Below are 19,472 nucleotides of genomic sequence, written 5' to 3' on the forward strand. Positions count from 1 at the left end.
TGGCGGGGTTGGGTGGGCGGGGGTTGCCGTCGGAGGATCCGGAGAGTCTGTATCTGATGCTCCGGATCGTGGAGGAGGCCTGGCACCACGGACTGACCTCGGTGCCCAACGGCCTCTACGACCCCGATGAATCCCTGGAGGCCATGCTCGCGGCTGTGTCGCCCGAGGCCGCGGAGAAGTTGTTGCCGCGGGTGTTGCACGGGCCGCCGCGTCCGTTCGACGCGATGAACATGGGCACGAACGCGATCGTCGCCGTCGACGAGCGGGGCATGATCGCCCACGGCACCCACTCGGCCACCTCCACCCCCTTCGGAGTCGGACTGATGGTCGACGGAGTCATCGTCCCCCGCCCCGTCACGCTGTTCGCCTCCCCCATGGTGAAGATGCCCGTGGGATGGGCGACGTCCCTCCTCGCCGTACGGGACGGCCGTCCGGTGTTCACCGCGGGCTCCCCGAGTATCTCCGCGTTGCAGAACGTCTTCCAGAACGCGGTCAACGTCCTGGAACGCGGAATGACCCCCGGCGAGTCCGTGCGACAGCCCTTGTTCGGTGCCTCGCTCTACCCCAGCCGCCGGCCGATGACCGAGGCCACCATGGGCGAACACACCATCAGCGCCGTCCAGGACCGCGGACTGCCCCTCCACACCGTCTCCCCCTGGGAACCCGAAATGGGCAGCTGCCACGCCCTCGCCTTCGACCCCGACGGCACCATCCACGCCGCCGCCGACCCCCGCCGCCTCGGCCGCGCCGCAAGCACATAGGGGCGGCTGAGGGAGCACGGTCCGGTGCCGGGTTCCTGGCACCGAGACCCCGGCGGGCCCGCCGGGCCACGCGAGCGACAGAGCGGGCGACTTGCGCCCCGAAGCCGCCGAAAGCCGACGAACTCACCGCGGGAACCGTCGGGTTCGAACCCTCGACCCCCCGGGACGCCGCCCGCCCCGACCCGGTGCCGCGCCCCTCACCCGGGGGCGCGGCACCGGGTGGTGTCACCGGCCCCGGAGGCAACGACGGACCCGGTGACCAGGGGCTGATCGTGCGGGCCGTCGCGCCGGCGGCGCCCTCATCGGCTCTCGGGGCCCACGAGGTGGCGGGCGATGACCATGCGCTGGATCTGGTTGGTGCCCTCGACGATCTGGAGCGCCTTGGCCTCGCGCATCAAGCGCTCGGCGGGAAAGTCGGCGGTGTACCCGTAGCCGCCGAGCACCTGGACGGCGTCGGTCGTCACACTCATCGCCGCGTCCGTGCAGAACAGCTTCGCCATGGCGGCCTGCCGGACGAAGGGGCGACCCGCGTCCCGCAGCCGGGCCGCCGCGAGATACAGGGCGCGCCCCGCCTCGACACGGGTCGCCATATCGGCGAGCAGAAAGCGCAGCCCCTGGAAGTCCGCGATGGGCCGGCCGAACTGACGGCGCATGGTGGCGTACGCCAGCGCCTCGTCGAGGGCGGCCTGGGCGACACCGATCGCACAGGCCGCGATCCCCAGCCGGCCCGAGTCCAGGGCGGAGAGGGCGATCGCGAAGCCCTGGCCCTCGTCGCCGACGCGCCGGGCGTCGGGGACGCGTACCCCGTCGAAGTGGAGCTGCGCGGTGGGCGAGCCCTTCATTCCCATCTTCCTCTCCGGCACGGCGGACGTCAGACGCTCGGCGTCGCCGGGGACCAGGAAGGCGGTGATACCGCGCGCGCCCTCCTCGCCGGTCCGGGCGAGGACCGTGTAGAAGTCGGCGATCCCGCCGTGGGTGATCCAGGCCTTGGTGCCGGTGATCAGCCAGTCGTCGCCGTCGCGCACCGCCCGGGTGCGCAGGGACGCCGCGTCGGAGCCGGATGACGGTTCGGAGAGGCAGTACGCGCCGAGGAGGCCGCCGCCGAGCATGGCGGGCAGATGGGCGGCCTGCTGCTCCTTGGTGCCGTATCCGGCGAGGGCGTGGCAGGAGAGGGAGTGGACGCTGACCCCGAGGCCCACGGTGAGCCGGGCGGCCGCGAGTTCCTCGAGGACCTGGAGGTAGACCTCGTACGGCTGGTCGCCGCCGCCGTACTCCCCGTCGTAGGGGAGACCGAGCAGTCCCGATTCGGACAGCAGGGCGAAGACCTCGCGGGGGAAGTGGCCCGCGTCCTCCTCCTCGGCCGCCCCGGGGGCGATCTCCCGCTGGACGATCTCGCGGACCAGGGCCAGCAGGTCCCCGGCCTCCTCGGTGGGCAACTGGCGTTCCACCGGCTGCGGGGCGCGGTCGGTCATGGCGGCGCTCTCCTCCCTGTCGGGCGCTGCGGTGGATGCGCACCGGGTGTGTGCGCGTTCCACCGGTTTTTCTGCCAGGCCGATGCTGCCCTTCCGGATCACGAAAAGGCTCGATGGCGGCCGTTGGCGCGTCGAGTATGCCCGATCAGCGCAGGTCGCGTCACGGGGCGATCACCACAGCGGCCTCACGCCTTTCACCCGACCGCATCCCGCCAAGCTGTCCGCGGCGGGGCGGGGAGCCATTGACCCCAATGGTCCAGACCTTCTATCGTCCCCCGGGAATGGCCGCGTCCATGACAAAGTCGTCAGACGGTCGGCATCCCTTCCCCCCACTGTTCTCCCCCCACGAGGAGATCCCATGACCGTTCCCCTCCGCCCCCGCGCCCGTGTACGGGCGCTGATCGCCGCGGCGTGTACGGCCGTACTCGGAGCGACCCTGCTCGGCGGGGCCCACACGGCCGCCGCCGAATCCTCCGCACCCGCCGCCGCACCCGCGGCCCGGGCCGCCGCTCCCGCGCCGGCCGCCGCCGGGGACAAGGTGATCGGCTACTTCGCCCAATGGGGCATCTACGCCCGCAACTACCACGTCAAGAACATCAGCACCTCCGGCTCGGCGTCCAAGCTGACGCACATCAACTACGCCTTCGGCAATGTCACCGGCGGCCAGTGCGCCATCGGCGACTCCTACGCCGACTACGACAAGGCGTACACCGCCGACCAGAGCGTCGACGGTGTGGCGGACACCTGGGACCAGCCGCTGCGCGGCAACTTCAACCAGCTGCGCAAGCTCAAGAAGCAGAACCCGAATCTGAAGATCATCTGGTCGTTCGGCGGCTGGACCTGGTCCGGCGGCTTCGGCCAGGCGGCGGCCAACCCCGCGGCCTTCGCCGAGTCCTGCTACCGGCTGGTCGAGGACCCGCGCTGGGCGGATGTCTTCGACGGCATCGACATCGACTGGGAGTACCCCAACGCCTGCGGTCTGACCTGTGACAGCAGCGGCCGCGAGTCCTTCCCCGCGGTGATGTCCGCCCTGCGCGCCCGGTTCGGCAGTACGAATCTGGTGACCGCGGCCATCACGGCGGACGCGTCGGCCGGCGGAAAAATGGACGCCGCGAACTACGCGGAGGCGGCCAGGTACGTCGACTGGTACCTCCCGATGACGTACGACTTCTTCGGCGCCTGGGCGGCCCAGGGCCCGACGGCCCCGCACTCGCCGCTCACCTCCTACCCGGGCATCCCGCAGGACGGCTTCAACTCCGACGCGGCGATCCAGAAGCTCAAGGGCCTGGGCGTGCCCTCCTCCAAGCTGCTCCTCGGAGTCGGGTTCTACGGACGCGGCTGGAACGGAGTGACCCAGAGCGCGCCCGGCGGCACGGCGTCGGGCCCCGCCCCCGGCAAGTACGAGCAGGGCATCGACGACTACAAGGAGCTGAAGAACCGGTGCCCGGCGAACGGGACGGTCGGCGGCACCGCGTACGCCTTCTGCGGCAACCAGTGGTGGAGCTACGACACCCCCGCCACCCTCGCCGGGAAGATGAACTACAAGAACCAGCAGGGGCTGGGCGGCACGTTCTTCTGGGAGCTGAGCGGCGACACCGCCGACGGTGAGCTCATCAAGTCGCTCCGCTAACAGCACACCGGCCGCCGGGCGCACAAGGGGCGCCGGGCGCACAAGGGGCGGGGAGCCGATCCGGCTCCCCGCCCTGTGTTTCCACGCCCCGCGCGATCGTGGTCTTCAGGGCCCGAGACCGGCAGGGCAGCAGGACGGCGGCGCTCAGGGAGCGGCGGGCGCGCCCGTTCCGCCCGGCACGGCGGCGGCACCCCGGCCGTCGTCCTGCGGATACGGCGGCGGCACCGGCTCGCGCGGCGGCTGCGGACAGCCCGGCTCGAACTCCTCGATGGTGCCGAGGGTCGCCCTGAGCAGCCGCATCAGCAGCGCGCAGACCAGTTCCCGGTCCGGCTCCCGCTGGGCCAGCCAGTCCAGCGTGATCTGCTCGACACCGCTGAGCCAGCCCAGCAGCGCGAGCCGGGCGAGCACCGGGATGTCCCGCCGGCCGTACGCGCCCTCCGCGATGGTGTGGATCAGCTCCTCGCGCACCCCGTCCCTGAGGGACTGCACCTGGGTGTCGAACCCGACCCCGCCGGTGACGATGGTGCGGAACGCGGCCTGGTTGTTCTGGGCGTACCGCAGATATCCGTCGACCGTGCGCCGCACCCGCTGGGCACGGGGCGCCCCTGTGTCGCCGGACGCACGCGAGACCAGATCCGCGACGGAGTCCTCGATGACCGCGAGGTAGTAGCCGCGCTTGCTCTTGAAGTAGTAGTAGATCAGGCCCTTGGCGACCCCGGCGTGGCGTGCGATGTCGTCCATCGACAGTGCGTCGTAGGAGGTGTCGGCGAACAACTTCCGGCCGGTCGCGATGAGTTCGTTACGCCGGATCCGGGACCTCTCGGTCGCTCCGCGCTGTTCACCCTTGTCCAATGCCCGCCCGCCTCGTCTCGTATGTGACGCAGGATCTGCGCAGTATGACAGAGCCGCACAGCCGTTCGGACGGGCTGCCCCGGAAGTCCGGGCGCTCCCGGCGTGTCCGCCACCGCACCGGTGCCTGCCCGCGGGACGGACGATTCCGGGCCGGCGGGCGGAGTCGGGAACGGCTACATCAGGCCGAGACGGGTGACCAGGACGGCGAGCACGACGACCAGGGTCCAGCCGAGGATGTGCTCCAGGACGTTCGACTCGTCACCGGGGCCTCCCGTCCGGGCACGGGACTCGGCCGGGGCCAAGGCAACGGCGACGGCGGGAACGGGAGTGGCGCTTGAGGTCATGGCGGTCTCATTTGCTCGAAGTGCGGGTGTGCGCGGCTCCCGGACGCGCGCTCCGGACCCGCGCCCGGAGAGCACGCTCCGGGCGTATACCCCGGGAACGACATGTCCCTTTGGTCCGGACCCACAGTGCCAGGGCAGGGCCCCGGAGGCAGTGACCTACGTCTCCCGCCCCCGGGAACCCACCGCCGGCCGACCCGACAGGCGCCCGCGTGCCCGTCAGTGGATGCCCACGGCCGCCAGCGCCCGGCGCTGGGCGGGCGAGGGGTGCTCCGGCCAGTACAGATAGCAGACGCCACCCGTGCCGGACACCACTCTCCCGCTCGCGTTGTACCGTTTCGTCCGGAGCCAGATGTTTTCCCACTCCCGTCTGCGGTAGACCCGGCGTACGGCGTCATTGCCCGGCGAGGCCGGGTCGTTGGCGATCACATCGCCGTCGGGTGTGAATCCGATCACGGTCATCAGATGGCCCGCGGTGCCGTAGCCCGCGCCGGTCAGCTCCTCCTTCAGGAACGACTGCGACGTTATGGCCGGGATTCCGGCCCGGACCAGCCGCTCCAGCTCGGTCAGCGACGACAGCCGGGTCACCACCGCGTTCATGCCCGGGTAGGTCGCCGCGTAGGCGGCGTTGAAGGGCCAGTTCCCGCAGCCGTCGTACTGGTGGTCGAAGGTCTGACGGGCCGCATGGCAGACCTGGGGGTCGTCGAAGGCCGGATCGACCCAGGCCAGATCCTCCGCGCGGGGCCGCCGGCCCCAGTACTCGATGATCATCTGCGAGGAGGTCGGGCTGCACCACGCCTCACCGCCGTTGTCGTACTCCGGATACCGCCCGATGTGGATGTTCTGCGAGTAGCGCGGTACGGCCAGCTCCCGCGCGGGCCCCGGCTCGGACGCGGGCACGGTGAAGCGGTCGGGCACGTCCGACGCCATCGCGCCGAGCCGCCAGACCACCGGGGTCAGCCGGGCGCCCGGCCTGCGGTAGAGCGTGAGCCGCAGACGGTACGAGGACAGCCGGACACCGCTCGCGGGGTCGTCGACCGAGAAGGTGTCCGTCCAGATCGTGGCCCTGCCGTCGGTCTGGTCGTCGACCGAGGTGCGCTTGATGTCCTCGTCGCCCGCCGCCCAGCGGCCCATCACGAACCACGGGGTCGCGCTCCCGTCGGAGTAGGTCCCGGCCAGCTCCACCTGGAGCCAGGTGCCGGGCGGGGTACGCGCGTTCCAGGAGGCCACGACCTCGGTCGCGGGGACCGTGGACCGGTGGACGGGCGAGGTCCAGCTGCCGTACTCCCAGGGCTCGGTACGCCCGGTGTGCGGGTCGGTGTACTCCACGGTCCCCGCCGGGCGGGCGATGACCACACCGGCGCGCCGGCCGGCCGAGGGCCGGGTGCCGTCCGGCGTACCGCGGTGCCAGTCGGTGTAGGAGGACCAGAAGCGGTTGTCCACGGAGCGGGCCGTCCGCCCGGCGGCGCCGGAAGTGGCGGAGCGGTCGGCGGCGGCGGCCGACGAGGACAGCGCTCCCGCCCCCGCGGCCACCGCGATCGCGGCGCCCAGCACGGTTCTGCGGGAAGTGGCTCTGGCCATGGAACCCCCAAGTCGGGTGTGCTCGGCATCGGATACGGGTCGTACTGCCGGTCGTCGTGCGGATCGCGGATCGCCGTCCGGATCCCGGTGCGGACCGTGGTGCGGTGGTACTCCCGCGCGGGTCGCGCCTCCGCGTGGTGGATCCCCACGCGGTACGGCACCCGTGCGGCTCGTGCGCGGTACGGCTCCGTACCACGTGACTCCATGCGGTACGGCTCCCTCCGGGCGCGCTCACGGGGCGGCAGCGCGCCGTGGCCACTATCCCGGTCCCGCCCGCGTTCGGCCAGCGTCCGGAAGCCGCGTCGTCCCACCAACATTGGTCCGGCCCACTGGCAACGGCGGTGTCGGCGCACCGCGCCGTAGGGTGGCCGGATGGACGACCTCGACCGGTGTGCCCGGGATCTGCGCGCGCTGCCGCCCTCCTGCGGGCCGGTACGGCTGGTGGCGGTCGACGGTCACGCGGGCTCGGGCAAGAGCACGTTCGCCGCGCGGCTCGCCACCGCCCTCGCCGTGGCCGGGGAGAGCGCACCCGTACTGCATCTCGACGATCTGGCGAGCCACGAGGAGTACTTCGCCTGGACGGACAGACTGCTCACCCAGGTGATCGGGCCGCTCGCGCACGGCGGGACCGCGCGGTACACGCCGTACGACTGGAAGGCGCGCCGCTTCGCCGGGCCGCGCGCGCTCGAACCGGCCCCGGTGGTGCTCGTCGAGGGCGTCGGCGCGGGCCGGGCGGTGCTGCGCCCCCATCTGGCCCGGCTGCTCTGGATGGAACGGGATCCCGGGGACTCCTGGCTGCGCGGCCGCCGGCGCGACGGAATCGGCCTCTCCGCCTTCTGGGACAGCTGGACAGCGGCGGAGACCCGCCATTTCCTGGCCGACCCGTCACGTCCGTTCGCGGATGCGCTGGTGAAGGAGCTGCCCGAGGGGTACCTGGTGCTGCCGGGACCTTCTGCGACCGCGCCAAAGAATCAGATCATCACATAGAGTGACCGGCTCCCCTTGGCATACCGGCGGTCTGCGACCGTCCCGATGAGGGCCTGAACTCCGCTTGACCGACAGGGTGTACAGGTCTTACGTTCTCAATGTGCGGCTTTCTCAAGCTCGCACAGACGCGAAGCCCCCGGTTGTTCCCCCGTGATCGGGGGCTTCGTTCTGCCCTCTCCCCCCAGGCCCCCGACCCGGCGCCTTCACCCTCGGTCACCGCCGCCGGATCACTTCGTGGTGCCCTTAAGCTGGGCGTCCCTGCGCAGGTACGATGCACTTCGGTGGGGTCAAATCCCGTCCACGGCAAGGCGGTTCAGTGCGTCACCCACGTCGCCCACCCGGCGCCGGGGGTTCCGGGGGTCGCCCCGGGAATACACGGCACAGGTGCACTTTGTGGGGGACTTGATGGACATCGGCACGCAGGGCGCGCAGGCCCCGGCCGACCTCGCCTGGGTGCGCGGCGTGGACGCGTACACCATGGGGGCCTACCCCCAGGCGGAAGAGGAGTTCCGCACCGCGGTGCGGCTCGACCCCGGGATGGCGGACGGCTGGCTCGGGCTGCACGCGCTGCGCGTCGACACCACGACCGCGCTGCTGCGGATGCACCGGGCCCGCGACCGCTTCGGCGAGCAGCGCTCCCGGCACCGCCGTACCCTCAACTCCTGGTACTGGCTCGGCTGGTGGGTCCAGCCGGTGCTGGAGAGCCCGCGCGATCTGTTGCTCGCACACGCCTCGCACTGGCTCGACGGCCGCCATGTGCCCGAGCTGGACCAGGCGCTCGCCGGCCTGCCGCCCGTCGACGCCGACCCCCAGGTCCGCTTTCTGCACGCCTGCCGGGCCTATCTCGTCAAGGACTGGGAGCAGCTGGTACGCCACACCGAACCGCTGGTGAACGATCCTCTGCTGGGGATCGAGGCCGGGCTGTTCGGCGGGATGGCACGGGTGCGGCTGGAGATGTACGGGCAGGCCGAGCCGCTGCTGTCCGCCGCGCTGATGCGCTGCCGCAGCGAGCAGCCGCAGCGCAAGGAACTGCGCTACTGGCTGGCCCGCGCCCATGAGGGCACCGGCCGCAGCGCGGCGGCCCTGCCGCTCTACCGGGCCGTCCACCGGATCGATCCGGCGTTCATGGACACCTCGGCACGGTTGACGGCGATCGCGGACTACGACGGGATCGACGGCTACGACGAGACCGGGGGCCTCGCCGTGTCGCTCGCGGGCTACGGCCCGGACGTCTCCGAGGAGCGGGCCGAGGGGGACTCGATACCGGCGGGCGACCCGCGGGCAGGCGGCGATCCGGGGACCCAGCCGCCGGGTGCGGTGCCCGCCGAGCCTCCCGAGTTCATGCGCCGGCGGGCGGTACCGCCCCCGCAGCCCGCTCCCCCGCTCTTCCCCTCGGGGCCCACCGACCCCGCGCTCCTCGCCGAGGCGCTCAGCGAGCTGGAGCGCATGGTGGGCATGGAGCCGGTGAAAAGACAGGTCAAGGCGCTCTCCGCCCAACTGGAGATGGCCCGGCTGCGGGCGACCCAGGGGCTGCCCGTACAGCCGCCGAAGCGGCATTTCGTCTTCTCCGGCCCCTCCGGCACGGGCAAGACCACCGTCGCCCGGATACTGGGACGGGTCTTCTACGCCCTCGGGCTGCTCGGCGGGGACCATCTGGTGGAGGCCCAGCGCTCCGATCTGGTCGGTGAGTTCCTGGGCCAGACGGCGGTGAAGGCCAATGAGCTGATCGACTCGGCGCTCGGTGGGGTGCTGTTCGTCGACGAGGCGTACAGCCTGTCCAACACCGCGTACTCCAAGGGTGACGCCTACGGCGACGAGGCCCTCCAGGTCCTGCTGAAGCGGGCCGAGGACAACCGCGACCACCTGGTGGTCATCCTGGCCGGCTATCCGGAGGGCATGGACCGTCTGCTCGCCGCCAACCCGGGGCTGACCTCCCGCTTCACCACCCGGGTCGATTTCCCCTCGTACCGCCCGCTGGAGCTGACCGCGATAGGCGGGGTGCTGGCCGCGGAGAACGGCGATGTATGGGACGAGGAGGCCGTCGAGGAACTGCGCTCCATCTGCGGCCATGTCGTCGACCAGAGCTGGATCGACGAGCTGGGCAACGGACGGTTCCTTCGCACGCTGTACGAGAAGAGCTGCGCGTACCGGGACCTGCGGCTGTCCGGCTATCCGGGCACGCCGACCCGTGAGGACCTGTCGACCCTCCGGCTCCCGGATCTGATGCAGGCGTACGGAGAGGTCCTCTCGGGCCGCGGCCCCCTCGACCGCCCCCAGGACCCACCCCTGGCCTGACCCCGCCGACGATTGGCGCACGGGGCCCGGGCGCCGGCCCCTCCGACGCGGCGCCCCCACGCCTCGGCCGCAGGTCCGTCCTCAAACGCCGGACGGGCTGAATGGGCCAGCACCACGTACCAGCCCTGCGGTGTTTGAGGCGCAGGGGTTCGAGGGCCGACCCCTCCAACGCAACGACCCCACACCTCGGCCGCAGGTCCGTCCTCAAACGCCGGACGGGCTGGATGGGGCAGCACCACGTACCGGCAGGGCGGACCGACCTCGGCACCGGCCCGGTGTCATCAGCCCCGCCGGCGTTTGAGGCGCGGGGGTTCGGGGGCAGCGCCCCCGACAAGCAACCCGCACACCCGGCCCACCGTCCGCCCTCAAACGCCGGACGGGCCGGATGGGTCGGCCCCGCACGCAGCACCAGAACTGCCGGGTGGACCAGCACAGACACCGCCCGCCCAGGAGCGCCGGACCGACAGGGCGGGCCGACCCCAACCACCTGCCCCGCAGCCCCGGCCAGGGCAACGGTCCGGTGTTTTCAGCCCCGCCGGCGTTTGAGGCGCGGGGGTTCGGGGGCAGCGCCCCCGACAAGCAACCCGCACACCCGCCCCGCCCCGCCCCCGGAGCACCGCACCGCCTCAGCCCGCCAGCGCGATGTCACCCGTGGTGCGGGTCGTACGGACGGCCCCGGCCCGGTGGGACGGATCACGGACCTCGCCGACGAGCGTCTCCAGGACGTCCTCCAGCGCCACCAGCCCCAGCACCTCCCCCGACGCGTCGGCGACCTGCGCGAGATGGGCCGCCGCCCGGCGCATCACGGTGAGGGCGTCGTCCAGGGGCAGCTCGGAGCGCAGGGTCGCCATGGGCCTCCAGATGTGCTGGGGCACCGCCCGGTCGGGCTCCTCCAGATCGAGGACATCCTTGACGTGGAGATAGCCCATGAACGGTCCGGTGCCCTCACCGCTGACGGGAAAGCGGGAGTAGCCGGTGCGTACCGTCAGCTCCTCGATCCGGCTGGGGGTGACCGACGGCGGGACCGTCACCAGGGCGGAACGGGCGATCAGCACATCGGTCACCGGGCGGCTGCCCAGCACCAGCGCGTCCTCCAGCCGCTCCTGCTCGGCCGGATCCAGCAGCCCCGCCTGGCCCGAGTCCTCGACGAGCCGCCCCAGCTGGGTGCTGGTGAACACCGCCTCCACCTCGTCCCTGGGCTCGACCCTGAAGGCCCGCAGCACCACCCGGGCGCACACCCCGAGCGCCGCCGTCACCGGGCGGCACAGCCGGGCGAAGGCGACCAGCCCGGGGCTGAACCAGAGCGCGGTCCGCTCCGGCGCGGCCATCGCCAGATTCTTCGGGACCATCTCGCCGATGACCAGATGCAGAAAGACGACCACCGCCAGCGCGATCACATAGCCCAGCGGATGGATCAGCTCGCCGGGGACCCTGGCGGCGTGGAACACCGGTTCCAGCAGATGCGCCACGGTCGGCTCGGCGACCGCGCCCAGTGTCAGTGAGCAGACGGTGATGCCGAACTGGGCCGCCGCCATCATCTGCGGCAGATTCTCCAGCCCGTGCAGCACCTGCCGGGCGCGTGCCGACCCGGCCGCCGCCAGGGGCTCGATCTGGCTGCGGCGTACGGAGACCAGGGCGAACTCGGCGCCCACGAAGAAGCCGTTGGTGAGCACGAGCAGTCCCGCGAGCACCAGTTGCAGTGCGCTCATCGGGCGCCCTCCGTCACGGACCCCGTCATGACCCCCGTCAGCGACCGGGGCCCGGCCACGGCCGGCTCGCCCGCGGAGGCCACCGCTCCGGCGGCGGCCGGCCAGGACCGGGCCGCCGTGCTCTCCGCCGTACGGACCAGCCGGACCCGCTCCGCGCGGTAGCGGTCCACCTGCCGTACGGAGAGCCGCCAGCCCGGCAGCTCGGCCCGGTCGCCGGGAGCGGGGATGCGCCCCAGCAGATCGGCGACCAGCCCGGCCACGGTCTCGTACGGCCCGTCGGGCACCTCGAGGCCTATCCGGCGCAGGGTGAGCACCCGGCAACTGCCGTCGGCCTCCCAGACGGGACTGCCGTCCTCGGCGGGCAGCGGCGCGAGTTCGAGCCGGGCGTCGCACTCGGTGTCGTGCTCGTCGCGCACCTCGCCGACCAGCTCCTCGACGATGTCCTCCAGGGTGACGACCCCGGCCGTACCCCCGTACTCGTCGACCACCACCGCGATCGGCTGCTCGCTGCGCAGCCGCTCCAGCAGCCGCTGTACGGGCAGGGTGCCCGGCACCAGCAGAGGTGGCACGGCGACCGCCTCGACCGGGGTGCGGATACGCTCGGGCGCCGGTACGGCGAGCGCGCCCTTGAGATGGACCATGCCGACGATCTCGTCGATGCTCTCGCGGTAGACGGGGAAGCGCGAGAGCCCGGTCGCGCGGGTGAGGTTGAGGACGTCCGCCGCGGTGGCGTCGCTCTGGAGGGCGTTCATCCGGACCCGGGGGGTCATCACATGCTGGGCCGTGAGATGGCCGAGCGTCAGGGAGCGGACGAACAGGTCCGCGGTGTCCTGCTCCAGGGCTCCCGCCCGGGCCGAGTGCCGGGCCAGGGACACCAGCTCCCCGGGGGTGCGGGCGGATGCCAGTTCCTCGGCGGGTTCGACGCCGAAGAGCCGTACGAGACGGTTGGCGACGGCGTTCAGCAGCGTGATGACCGGCCGGAACACGGTCGAGAACACCTGCTGGGGGCCGGCGACGAACCGGGCGACCTGGAGCGGCCGGGAGACCGCCCAGTTCTTGGGGACCAGCTCGCCGATCACCATCTGGACGGCGGAGGCGAGCAGCATCCCGACGACCACCGCGATCCCGGAGACGGCCCCTTCGGGCAGCCCGGTCACGGTGAGGGGACCGTCGAGCAGACCCGCGAGCGCGGGCTCGGCGAGCATGCCGACGACCAGTGAGGTGAGGGTGATGCCGAGCTGGGTGCCCGACAGCTGGAACGACAGCTCCCGCAGCGCCTTGACGACTCCGCGGGCTCTGCGGTCCCCGTCGGCCGCGGCCCGTTCGGCGTCGGGCCGCTCGACGGTGACGAGGCCGAACTCGGCGGCCACGAAGAATCCGTTGGCGAGGATGAGGAGGAATGCCGCGCACAGCAGCAACAGGGGGGTGTTCATACCGCCGCCTCCCGGGAGGGGGCGGCGCGGGTACTACCGGACGATCCGTCCATTGCCTGAGGGAGTCACTCCTCGGTTCGCAGGGGGTTCCGCGGGCCGTCGGCGGCGAGCTGCCGCCGACGGCCGGATGACGCGGAACGGCGCACACCGGGCGCCGCCACGACCAGAGTAGTCATGGACGCCGTGCCCCGGGCAGGGGTGGCGCCGGGCATCACCGCCCTGGCCGACCCCGGGTGGGCCGGGTCGGTCCTCAGGAGAGCTCGCCGGACCCGCGGGCGTCGGCGAGCGCGCGCAGCGCACGGGCGTCGGCGATGGCCTGCCGGCGGGCGATCCCGGGCTGGATGCCGAGCGCGGGCAGGCTGGTGCCGTCGCTCAGGTCGAGGAACACCCAGGGATCACCCGGACGGAGGTTGACCCGCAGGATCTCCGCCCACTCCAGGCGCCGTACGCGGGTGAAGTTGACGACGGTGACGCCCGACTCCTCCGCGACCACCTTCGGCCTGCTCAGCAGGTACAGCGCCCCGAGGAAGAGCAGCGCGGTGACGACGAAGCTGATCCGCTCCCCGAAGCTGAGCTGTTCCAGTGTCAGCCCGACGGTGGTGATCACACCGAACATCACGGTGCCGACGACGAGCAGGACGACACGGGTCCGGTTCGGCCGGAAGGTGACCGGGAGCGCGGGTGCTTCCGGGACGCGGGGGGCGGAGGCGGGCATGGTCTCGGTCATCTCTCAGATCTCTCGGATCCCTCCGAGGCACCCGTGGTGCCTCAGAGCCTGCAGGCGTGGATGGCGGTGGTGAGGATGGCCCGGGCCCCCAGGTCGTAGAGATCGTCCATGATCCGCTGGGCCTCCTGGGCGGCGACCATCGAGCGGACGGCGACCCAGCCCTCGTGGTGCAGGGGCGAGATGGTCGGGGACTCCAGGCCGGGGGTGAGTGCGACGGCCCGCTCCAGGTGCTCGACCCGGCAGTCGTAGTCCATCATCACGTAGCTGCGGGCGACCAGGACGCCCTGGAGGCGGCGCAGGAACTGCTGGACCTTCGGCTCCGAGGCGTCGGCCCCGGTGCGGCGGATCACCACCGCCTCCGAGGTCATGATCGGCTCGCCGATGACCTCCAGACCCGCGTTGCGCAGCGAGGTGCCGGTCTCGACGACGTCCGCGATGATCTGGGCGACACCCAGTTCGATCGCGGTCTCGACGGCGCCGTCGAGGTGGACGACGGAGGCGTCGATGCCGTTCTCCGCAAGGTGCTTGGCGACGATGCCCTCGTACGAGGTCGCCACGGTCATCCCGCCGAAGTCCTGGACGCCCCCGGCGGTGCCGGGCTTGGTGGCGTAGCGGAAGGTGGAGCGGGCGAAGCCGAGCTGGAGGATCTCCTCGGCGCTGGCGCCGGAGTCGAGCAGCAGATCACGGCCGGTGATACCGATGTCGAGACGGCCGGAGCTGACGTAGATCGCGATGTCGCGCGGACGCAGATAGAAGAACTCGACCTCGTTCTCCGGGTCCACGAGCACCAGTTCCTTGGACTCCTTGCGCTGCTGGTAGCCGGCCTCATGGAGCATCGCCGACGCAGGTCCGGACAGTGAACCCTTGTTGGGGACGGCGATGCGCAGCATGAGGTCGGCTTCCTTACGTGAGGTGCGGGGAGTGCGGTACGGGTGAGCGGTGGTGCGCGGCGTCGCGCAAGAGCCGGGGCGGGGACGGATCCGACGGGGACGGTCAGAGATGGGCGTAGACGTCGTCGAGCGAGATCCCGCGTGCGACCATCATCACCTGGACGTGGTACAGCAGCTGCGAGATCTCCTCGGCGGCGGCTTCCTTGCCCTCGTACTCGGCGGCCATCCACACCTCGGCGGCCTCCTCGACGACCTTCTTTCCGATGGCATGGACGCCCTTGTCCACCAGCTCGGCGGTGCGGGAGGTGGCGGGGTCGCCGGTCTTCGCCTTGAGCTGGAGCTCGGCGAAGAGCTCTTCGAAACTTTTGCGGGTCGTGTTCGCCATGATGGTCTCAGGGTACGGGGTGCGGCGGTCCGCTCAGCGCCAGGGTTCGCTAAAGGAACGCAGGGTGGCGGCGGTGGCGACGGCCGCGGTGACGGCCTCGTGCCCCTTGTCCTCGCTGGACCCCTCGATTCCGGCGCGGTCCAGCGCCTGCTCCTCGGTGTCGCAGGTCAGCACGCCGAAACCGACGGGTACGCCGGTGTCCACGGCGACCTGGGTGAGGCCCTGGGTGACGCCCTGACACACATAGTCGAAGTGCGGGGTACCGCCGCGGATGACCACGCCGAGGGCGACGACCGCGTGGTAGCCGCGGCCCGCGAGGACCTTGGCGACCACCGGGAGCTCGAAGCTGCCCGGGACTCTCAGCAGGGTCGGCTCGTCGATGCCGAGTTCCCGCAGGGCGCGCAGCGCGCCGTCGACGAGTCCGTCCATGATCTTCTCGTGCCACTGCGCCGCGATGACGGCGACACGGAGGTCCTGGCAGTTGCGTACGGACAGTTCTGGTGCGCCCTTGCCGCTCACGCTTCTCCTCTGTTGGTGGTGGTTCGCCGGCCGACCGGCGGTGGGGTGCCGGGGGTGGTCAGCGGGTGCCGGCCGGAGGCCGGCGGGTGGCCCCGTCTCCCGGCCCGGGTCACTGGTTGCCGCAGGCGGAGACGCCCGCGGTGTCGAGCCAGGGCAGGTCGTGCCCCATCCGGTCGCGCTTGGTCCGCAGATACCGCAGATTGTGCTCATCGGCCTGGACCGGCATCGGCTCCCGGCCGTGGACGGTCAGGCCGTGCCGTACCAGCGCGCTGATCTTGTCGGGGTTGTTGGTCATCAGCCGCAGACCGCGGACCCCGAGGTCGGTGAGGATCTGGGCGCCGGCCGCGTAGTCGCGGGCGTCGGCGGGCAGCCCGAGTTCGAGGTTGGCGTCCAGGGTGTCCCGGCCGCGCTCCTGGAGTTCGTACGCGCGCAGCTTGGACAGCAGTCCGATGCCCCGGCCCTCGTGGCCGCGCAGATAGACCACGACTCCGCGGCCCTTCTCGGTGATGTGCCGCATGGACGCCTCCAGCTGGGGGCCGCAGTCGCAGCGCAGCGAGTGGAAGACGTCACCGGTCAGGCACTCGGAGTGGACCCGTACGAGCACGTCCTCGCCGTCGCCGATCTCGCCGTGGACGAGGGCGACGTGTTCGACGCCGTCGATGGCGGAGCGGTAGCCGTAGGCCGTGAACCGGCCGAAGGCGGTGGGCAGATTGACCTCGGCCTCCCGCCGGACGGTCGGTTCGGACGAGCGCCGGTAGGCGATCAGGTCCTCGATGGAGATGATCGTCAGTCCGTGCTTGCGGGCGAACGGGATCAGTTCGGGCAGCCGCAGCATCACCCCGTCCTCGCCCGCGATCTCCACGACCACACCGGCCGGGCGGAGTCCCGCGAGCCGGGCCAGGTCGACGGCGGCCTCGGTGTGGCCGTTGCGCGTCAGCACTCCGCCGGGCTTGGCGCGCAGCGGGAAGACATGGCCGGGGCGTACGAAGTCGGAGGGCTCGGCCCGGCCCGTCGCCAGCAGCCGGAGGGTGGTGGCGCGGTCGGAGGCGGAGATGCCGGTGGTGACGCCGTAGGCGGGCGCGGCGTCGACCGAGACGGTGAACGCTGTCTGCATGGACTCGGTGTTGCGCTCGACCATCTGCGGCAGTTCGAGCCGGTCCAGTTCCTCGGTCTCCATGGGCGCGCAGATCAGACCGCGGCACTCGCTCATCATGAAGGCGACGATCTCGGGGGTGGCCTTCTCGGCGGCCATGACCAGGTCGCCCTCGTTCTCCCGGTCCTCGTCGTCGACGACCACCACCGGCCGGCCCGCGGCGATGTCCCGGATGGCGTACTCGACGGGGTCGAGGGCGAAGTCCTCGGCGTTGTCGGTGGAGTACCAGGTGGGTGTCCGGGGGCCGGGACGGTGTGTCTCGTGCAGTGACGGGTGGGTGGTCATGCCGGTGCTCCTTCCAGAGCGGGGGTACGGGAGCGCAGCCACCAGTCGCGCAGGCCCCACAGGACGAGCGCGAAGTAGACCACGTAGACCAGGCCGGAGAAGGCAAGGCCGCTGCTGAAAGCGAGGGGCACGCCGACGAGGTCGACGAGCAGCCAGGCGAACCAGAACTCGACCAGGCCGCGCGCCTGGGCGATCATCGCCACGAGTGTGCCGACGAAGATGTACGCGTCGGCCCAGGGGCTCCACGACAGGGACGGGTAGAGCGTGAACAGCCCGCCCACGGCGAGCGTTCCGCCGATCGCGCCCGCGGCGAGGGCTCCGCGTTCCCGCCCGGTGGCGAACCGGACGGCGACGGAGCCGTCATTGGCGTGGCGCCGCCCGCGGGTCCACTGGTGCCAGCCCCACACGGCCACCACGATCACCAGGAGCTGCTTGCCCACACCACCGCTGAGCTGGACGGACGCATACGCGGCGACAAGGATGGCACCGGCGGCGAGCTGGGCGGGCCAGGTCCACACGGATCGCCGCCGGCCGAGCACGAGGGCGATCAGTCCGAGGATGTTGCCGATCATGTCGGACCACATGATGTGCTGTCCGAAGACCGTGAACGCCTCCGAGTTCAGCCAGGACGGTCCGCTCACCGGTCCCCCGACCCGGCCCGGTCGCCGAGCAGCCGCTCGACGTACTTGGCGATGACGTCGACCTCCAGATTGACGAGGTCGCCGGGCTGCTTGATGCCGAGCGTGGTCAGCGCGAGGGTGGTGGGGATGAGGCTGACGGTGAAGTGGTCGGGGGCCGCGTCCACGACGGTGAGGCTGACGCCGTCGACGGTGATGGAGCCCTTCTCGACGACATAGCGGGAGAGGCCGGCGGGGAGGGAGATCTTCACGATCTCCCAGTGCTCCGAGGGGGTGCGGTCGAGGACCGTGCCGACGGAGTCGACATGGCCCTGGACGATATGGCCGCCGAGGCGTCCGCCGACGGCCATGGGCCGTTCCAGATTGACCCGGGAGCCCTCGGTGAGCGCCCCGAGGCTGGAGCGCTTGAGGGTCTCGGCCATCACATCGGCGGTGAACTCGCCGTCGCCGGTCTCGACGACGGTGAGACAGACGCCGTTGACGGCGATCGAGTCGCCGTGTCCGGCGCCCTCGGTGACCTGGGGTCCGCGCAGTCGGAAGCGTGAGGCGTCGCCGAGGTTCTCGACGGCCGTGACCTCACCCAGTTCTTCGACGATTCCGGTGAACACTCAGCGCTCCTTGGGTGCGGTTGCGGGGACTGCGGTGACGCGCAGATCGGGTCCGATGCGCGTGGTCTCGGTCATGTCGAGCCGCAACGCCTCCCCGATCGTGGTGATTCCGGCTCCGGCGAGGGCGGCCGGACCGGCGCCGAGGAGTACGGGGGCGAGATAGCCGATGACCTTGTCGACCGCGCCCGCGGCGACGAAGGCCCCGGCGAGGGTCGGGCCGCCTTCGAGGAGCACGGAGCGCACGCCCCGGCCGTACAGCTCCGCGAGGAGGGCGGGGACGGACACCCGGCCCTCGACGACGGGGAGCCGGACCACGTCGGCGCCGGGCAGATGGCCGGTGTCGGCGCCCTCGCCGACGGCGATCAGGGTCGGTGCGGCCGGGTCCAGCACCCGGGCGGTGGGCCGGACGGTCGCATGGGTGTCCAGGACGACCCGCAGGGGCTGGGTGGCGCCCTCGATACCGCGCACCGCGAGCTGCGGGTCGTCCGTGCGCAGGGTGCCGGAGCCGACGACGACGGCGTCCGCCTCGGCACGCAGCCGGTGGACGTCGGCACGGGCCTCGGGCGAGGTGATCCAGCGGCTGGTGCGGTCCTGGGCGGCGATCCGGCCGTCGAGGGTGGAGGCGTACTTCCACAGGACATGGGGGCGGCCGGTGCGCACGGCGGTGAGCCAGGCGCTGTTGCCCGCCTCCGCCTCGGCCGTGAGAGGTCCGCGCCCGACCTCGACACCGGCGGCGCGCAGGGTCTCGGCGCCTCCTGTGGCCCGCGGGTCCGGGTCGCCGACCGCGTACACGACCCGGCTGATCCCGGCGTCGATCAGTGCCCGGGCGCAGGGGCCGGTGCGGCCGGTGTGGTTGCAGGGTTCGAGGGTGACGTACGCGGTGCCACCGCGGGCTCGTCCGCCCGCGGCGCGCAGGGCGTGGATCTCGGCGTGCGGACCGCCCGCGCGCTGGTGGTACCCCTCGCCGGCGGTCCGCCCCGACGCGTCCGTGATGACGCATCCGACGACCGGGTTGGGGCTGGTGGAGCCGAGTCCGCGGGCGGCGAGCGCGATCGCTCGGCGCATGGCGGTGATGTCGGCTGCGGTGGCCACCGGGTCCTCCTGCCTCTTCGGGCACGGACTCCGGGGCCTGTCGATCACCGACAGAGAGCGGGTGTGACGCTGTACGGCTCAACGCTCGGGCCGCGGGGGATTCACCGGTCGCCC

18 protein-coding genes are annotated in these 19,472 nt (G+C 71.9%); 4 read left to right on the plus strand and 14 right to left on the minus strand.

Annotated features, from left to right (window positions below):
* Nucleotides 1-761 (plus strand): gamma-glutamyltransferase (locus tag ACIBCM_RS33650; RefSeq protein WP_399249984.1); only part of this gene is annotated, 761 nt, incomplete at its 5' end.
* A 299-nt stretch (nt 762-1,060) separates the two neighbouring features.
* Here the strand turns inward: ACIBCM_RS33650 and ACIBCM_RS33655 are convergent.
* Nucleotides 1,061-2,233, minus strand: coding sequence for an acyl-CoA dehydrogenase family protein (locus ACIBCM_RS33655; RefSeq protein WP_399249986.1), 1,173 nt, complete (start codon nt 2,231-2,233; stop codon nt 1,061-1,063).
* 358 nt (nt 2,234-2,591) lie between these two features.
* On the opposite strand from ACIBCM_RS33655, the gene ACIBCM_RS33660 reads away from it, so the two are divergent.
* On the plus strand, nt 2,592-3,863 hold the full coding sequence (locus ACIBCM_RS33660) for a glycoside hydrolase family 18 protein (RefSeq protein WP_399249988.1): 1,272 nt from the start codon (nt 2,592-2,594) through the stop codon (nt 3,861-3,863).
* A 144-nt stretch (nt 3,864-4,007) separates the two neighbouring features.
* On the opposite strand, the gene ACIBCM_RS33665 is transcribed toward ACIBCM_RS33660, so the two are convergent.
* The 3 genes from ACIBCM_RS33665 to ACIBCM_RS33675 all read right to left on the minus strand — a co-directional run bounded on the left by ACIBCM_RS33665 (nt 4,008) and on the right by ACIBCM_RS33675 (nt 6,637).
* Nucleotides 4,008-4,715 (minus strand): TetR/AcrR family transcriptional regulator, encoded by a 708-nt coding sequence (locus tag ACIBCM_RS33665; RefSeq protein WP_399249990.1) that lies wholly within the window; start codon nt 4,713-4,715, stop codon nt 4,008-4,010.
* 173 nt (nt 4,716-4,888) lie between these two features.
* Nucleotides 4,889-5,059, minus strand: a complete 171-nt coding sequence (locus ACIBCM_RS33670) for an SCO1431 family membrane protein (protein WP_399249992.1) — start codon at nt 5,057-5,059, stop codon at nt 4,889-4,891.
* A gap of 216 nt (nt 5,060-5,275) precedes the next feature.
* Nucleotides 5,276-6,637: a peptidase C39 family protein gene (locus ACIBCM_RS33675; RefSeq protein ID WP_399249994.1), complete on the minus strand. Its 1,362-nt coding sequence runs from the start codon at nt 6,635-6,637 to the stop codon at nt 5,276-5,278.
* Nucleotides 6,638-7,009: 372 nt separating this feature from the next.
* Here ACIBCM_RS33675 and ACIBCM_RS33680 point away from each other — a divergent pair, with 372 nt between their 5' ends.
* On the plus strand, nt 7,010-7,624 hold the full coding sequence (locus ACIBCM_RS33680) for a uridine kinase (RefSeq protein ID WP_399249996.1): 615 nt from the start codon (nt 7,010-7,012) through the stop codon (nt 7,622-7,624).
* A 405-nt stretch (nt 7,625-8,029) separates the two neighbouring features.
* Nucleotides 8,030-9,919 (plus strand): AAA family ATPase, encoded by a 1,890-nt coding sequence (locus tag ACIBCM_RS33685; RefSeq protein ID WP_399250069.1) that lies wholly within the window; start codon nt 8,030-8,032, stop codon nt 9,917-9,919.
* A gap of 626 nt (nt 9,920-10,545) precedes the next feature.
* Here ACIBCM_RS33685 and ACIBCM_RS33690 read toward each other — a convergent pair.
* The 10 genes from ACIBCM_RS33690 to ribD form a co-directional block, all read right to left on the minus strand.
* A complete protein-coding gene (locus ACIBCM_RS33690) occupies nt 10,546-11,628 on the minus strand; it encodes a hemolysin family protein (RefSeq protein WP_399249998.1) in 1,083 nt (360 codons plus the stop codon).
* Nucleotides 11,625-13,061: a hemolysin family protein gene (locus ACIBCM_RS33695; protein WP_399249999.1), complete on the minus strand. Its 1,437-nt coding sequence runs from the start codon at nt 13,059-13,061 to the stop codon at nt 11,625-11,627. Before ACIBCM_RS33695 ends, ACIBCM_RS33690 begins: the two co-directional genes overlap by 4 nt.
* 250 nt (nt 13,062-13,311) lie before the next feature.
* Nucleotides 13,312-13,776 (minus strand): PH domain-containing protein, encoded by a 465-nt coding sequence (locus tag ACIBCM_RS33700; RefSeq protein WP_399250071.1) that lies wholly within the window; start codon nt 13,774-13,776, stop codon nt 13,312-13,314.
* A 53-nt stretch (nt 13,777-13,829) separates the two neighbouring features.
* A complete protein-coding gene (hisG, locus tag ACIBCM_RS33705) occupies nt 13,830-14,678 on the minus strand; it encodes an ATP phosphoribosyltransferase (protein ID WP_399250001.1) in 849 nt (282 codons plus the stop codon).
* A 103-nt stretch (nt 14,679-14,781) separates the two neighbouring features.
* Nucleotides 14,782-15,063 (minus strand): phosphoribosyl-ATP diphosphatase, encoded by a 282-nt coding sequence (locus ACIBCM_RS33710; protein ID WP_399250003.1) that lies wholly within the window; start codon nt 15,061-15,063, stop codon nt 14,782-14,784.
* 33 nt (nt 15,064-15,096) lie between these two features.
* Nucleotides 15,097-15,582, minus strand: a complete 486-nt coding sequence (ribH, locus tag ACIBCM_RS33715; protein ID WP_399250005.1) for a 6,7-dimethyl-8-ribityllumazine synthase — start codon at nt 15,580-15,582, stop codon at nt 15,097-15,099.
* 109 nt (nt 15,583-15,691) lie between these two features.
* On the minus strand, nt 15,692-17,020 hold the full coding sequence (locus ACIBCM_RS33720; RefSeq protein ID WP_399250007.1) for a bifunctional 3,4-dihydroxy-2-butanone-4-phosphate synthase/GTP cyclohydrolase II: 1,329 nt from the start codon (nt 17,018-17,020) through the stop codon (nt 15,692-15,694).
* A complete protein-coding gene (locus tag ACIBCM_RS33725; RefSeq protein ID WP_399250009.1) occupies nt 17,017-17,661 on the minus strand; it encodes a nicotinamide riboside transporter PnuC in 645 nt (214 codons plus the stop codon). The genes ACIBCM_RS33720 and ACIBCM_RS33725 overlap by 4 nt, the downstream gene beginning before the upstream one ends.
* Entirely contained in the window at nt 17,658-18,266 is a 609-nt protein-coding gene (locus ACIBCM_RS33730; RefSeq protein ID WP_399250011.1) for a riboflavin synthase, read from the minus strand. Before ACIBCM_RS33730 ends, ACIBCM_RS33725 begins: the two co-directional genes overlap by 4 nt.
* On the minus strand, nt 18,267-19,358 hold the full coding sequence (ribD, locus tag ACIBCM_RS33735; RefSeq protein ID WP_399250013.1) for a bifunctional diaminohydroxyphosphoribosylaminopyrimidine deaminase/5-amino-6-(5-phosphoribosylamino)uracil reductase RibD: 1,092 nt from the start codon (nt 19,356-19,358) through the stop codon (nt 18,267-18,269).
* Nucleotides 19,359-19,472 lie beyond the last annotated feature (114 nt).

Origin of the sequence: Streptomyces sp. NPDC051018, assembly GCF_044456085.1 — a bacterium.
Taxonomy (GTDB): domain Bacteria; phylum Actinomycetota; class Actinomycetes; order Streptomycetales; family Streptomycetaceae; genus Streptomyces.